This is a genomic window from Porphyromonas sp. oral taxon 279 str. F0450 (genome assembly GCF_000292995.1).
Taxonomy (GTDB): Bacteria; Bacteroidota; Bacteroidia; order Bacteroidales; family Porphyromonadaceae; genus Porphyromonas; species Porphyromonas pasteri.
This window is the reverse complement of sequence record NZ_ALKJ01000035.1, coordinates 1-3004: the sequence shown is the minus strand read 5'-3', so window position 1 is coordinate 3004 and position 3004 is coordinate 1. Positions and strand designations below refer to the sequence as shown.

The 3004-nt window shown below is 46.9% G+C and carries 1 protein-coding gene; it reads left to right on the top strand.

Going from position 1 to position 3004, the window contains the following annotated elements; genetic code table 11:
- The first annotated feature begins 71 nt into the window (after positions 1 to 71).
- The gene (locus HMPREF1323_RS07640) at positions 72 to 2960 is read left to right on the top strand and encodes a pectate lyase (protein ID WP_232203998.1); all 2889 of its coding nucleotides are present in this window, start codon (positions 72 to 74) and stop codon (positions 2958 to 2960) included.
- The last annotated feature ends 44 nt before the right edge of the window (positions 2961 to 3004 follow it).

Sequence of the window (3004 nt, the reverse complement as noted above, 5' to 3'; positions counted from 1 at the left end):
TACAGGGGCAAACCTTGATATCAGCCTCTGAGGGGCCTATCGTTTACATGTGGGATGAGTCATCGAGGCAGGTGAAAGTTGGAGCTTGGTTTGGTGATGGGGAAAATTATCGAGATTTCTTTATCGGAGATGGTACTCAAACGGAATTTTCTAGAACAGACCTGCACTGGGGTAGTTTGGATACTTACCACTCCAGAGTGGCTACGCACAAGTTTATGCTCTATCCGGAGCTTTTATTTGACGCAGTACAGCCTCAGCTCTTGCCACTTAAAGACCGCGTAATATTAAAGAATCAAGCAGGCTTCCCCCGCTCTGTTTATAAATGGCAGTATTCTCTTGATGCGGGGGCTTCATGGATAGATATACCTGCTTCATTGATAGATTCATCTCCTCTTGGTAGCTTGAGTATAGAGGGGCAAGACTTAATGACGGAGGCTGAATATCTAGAGTTGGTTCGGCAAGGAAAGAATATCCAGTTTAGGATAGATAACCCTATTAAACCAAGCTCTACTATAACGCTACGTACCTCTATCTCGACACCTCATATTTTATCTTCAGAAATATCTTTAGAGCGTTGTAATAACTCGGGGGATGCGTCTGTGAAATTTCAGTTTGATAGGGCCCTATATCCCGCTGAAATATTGCATGGCTTTGTACTTAACTCGGCTGGACAAACCATTAAAAGTATCTCTGATATACGACTTAATGCAAATCGTACAGCTACCATTGAGGGACTTCCTTCCGGTACATATATCTTCAGATTCCAATCTTCATTTTATGAATATGGAGGCTACTCAGGGGGACAAGGACATAAATTAGACCTTACCATCGCCGAGCGACCTGTCATCACACACTCGTTTACCAAGAAGGATGTGAGTTGCTTCGCTGGCACTGATGGTGCCATCACGCTCACGGCCTCGGGCGGAACAGGGCGCTTCAAGGCATATTTACTAGACGCCTCAGGGGTAGAGATCCGCACCCAAGAGTTTAGCGCTACAACTACTCTTTCTCGCCTTCCAAGAGGGCAATATACCCTCAAGGTTTATGATAGTAATGATTGCTTCGCCAAAGACGGAGGAGGCAATGAGCTCATACACCGCATCACACTTTCTGAGCCCTCCGAGGCTGTGTCTGTTTTGAAGGAAGCCGTGGTAAGTCCCTTAGCCTATAACTCATCTGATGGCTCCATCAGTGTCAGAGCCTCGGGGGGAACTCCACTCGCTAACGGCTACCAGGTGCGTTTCATACGTCAGTCGGATGGCCGCAGTTTTACCCCTACTTCTGTACGCCCCGATGGGAGTACCTATATCTACACCTTATCTAACATACCTAGAGGGGAGTATAAGGTGGTTGTAGAGGATGCCCGCTTTGATGCTCTCACCCCCGAGGATAAGAATGCCCCTTGTGGTTGCCGAGCAGAACTTGATATTACGCTCAATGCTCCTCCCCCCCTAGGGGTTGAGGTTAAGGAGAGTCACTTCGTTAGCTGTCACGGGGACAGTAACGGCGAGGTAACAGCACATGCTAAGGGTGGCAAGCCCCATATAGCGAGCCGTCTTCCCTACACCTACACTTGGTATAAGCTCACCAATGGTTCTAACGAAGAACTAAGTCAACAAACAGATAGTATCGCTCGAGGTCTTAGTGCAGGACAATATCAAGTGAAGATTACAGATGCTAACAACATCAGTGTATTATCTACCGTATTTACATTAGTTCAGCCCGAGCCCCTAAGCCTCAAGTTTAAGGTCATCAGCCCTAATTGTAGTGGAGGAGAAGGCTCTATCGAAGCGCTTGTCACAGGAGGTACTGCTCCATACTCATACGAGTGGAACAAGGAGGGTGAAAGCAACTCAAGTCTTCGCGTTAACGAAATAGGCTCCTACTTCCTACGTGTTACAGATAGCAGAGGCTGTACTATTGATGCTACAGCAGAGGTTTCTTCACCTGACGCCCTTGTTGTGCGACCAGAATTAGTGCACCCCAGTTGCTTTGGAGAGTCTAATGGTAGCATCAAACTCAATATCAGTGGAGGCACAAGTCCCTATACGATACGTTGGGAGGATAGTCCTAGTCTTACTACTCGTCAGCGAGATAAACTCCAGGCTGGAGAATATGTAGCTCTGATATCTGATGCTGCTGGATGTACGCTGCGCTATCGCTTGAGCTTGACACAGCCAGAAGAGCTCAAGGTAAGCCTCTCCGAAGCCTTTACTCTCTGTAAAGACCAAAGTCGTAATCTACGAGCTATATCCAATCAAGAGAATGTAAGCTACTCCTGGTTGCGTAATGGTCAGCCTCTCAGCGAAACTGGTAAAGAACTTAGCGTTAGCCGTGCCGGAACTTATCGTGTCATCGTGACCAATGAGGGCGGTTGCACAGCCTCCGCTGAGGTTATAATCCGTGACAGTCAGACTGAACTACCCATTGATATTACAGCACCAAGTTCTGTAGACCTAGGAGCAGAGATCCATGTGGTTAATATCAGTCAAATCAAGGCTGATCGACTAAAATGGCACCTCCCTGTCGGAGCAGTTGTCAAGAGCCAGAGTGACGAGAGGCTTATCTTCACAATGAACTCTGCTGGTATATACACAGTAGCACTTGAGGGTTATCTTGGAGACTGCTCAGCACTTGTTAGCCAGCGCATCGAGGTGCTACCTGTTGGGAGCGTGACTCTTCCTGATGGTAAGGTTGGAGCCATGATCAAACAGTTTCTTGTGACTCCTAATCCAACGACAGGAGAATTTAAGGTCTTTATTGAGCTCCGAGAGCCTCAAGACTTTACACTTCGTCTCCTATCTCCGACCATGGTAGAGATGGATAAGAAGGCTCTAAAGAAAGTGCAAGTGCAAACTTTTGAGTATGAGCTGCGAGGGAATACCTCTGGAGTCTATACCGTAGAGCTTCGTGTCGGGGAAGAGAGGTCTTTGCTCAAGGTGACAAAACAAGGCAACTAATTTATTTAGATTATAATCGTGATAGTGATGTGGAGATCTAAGCA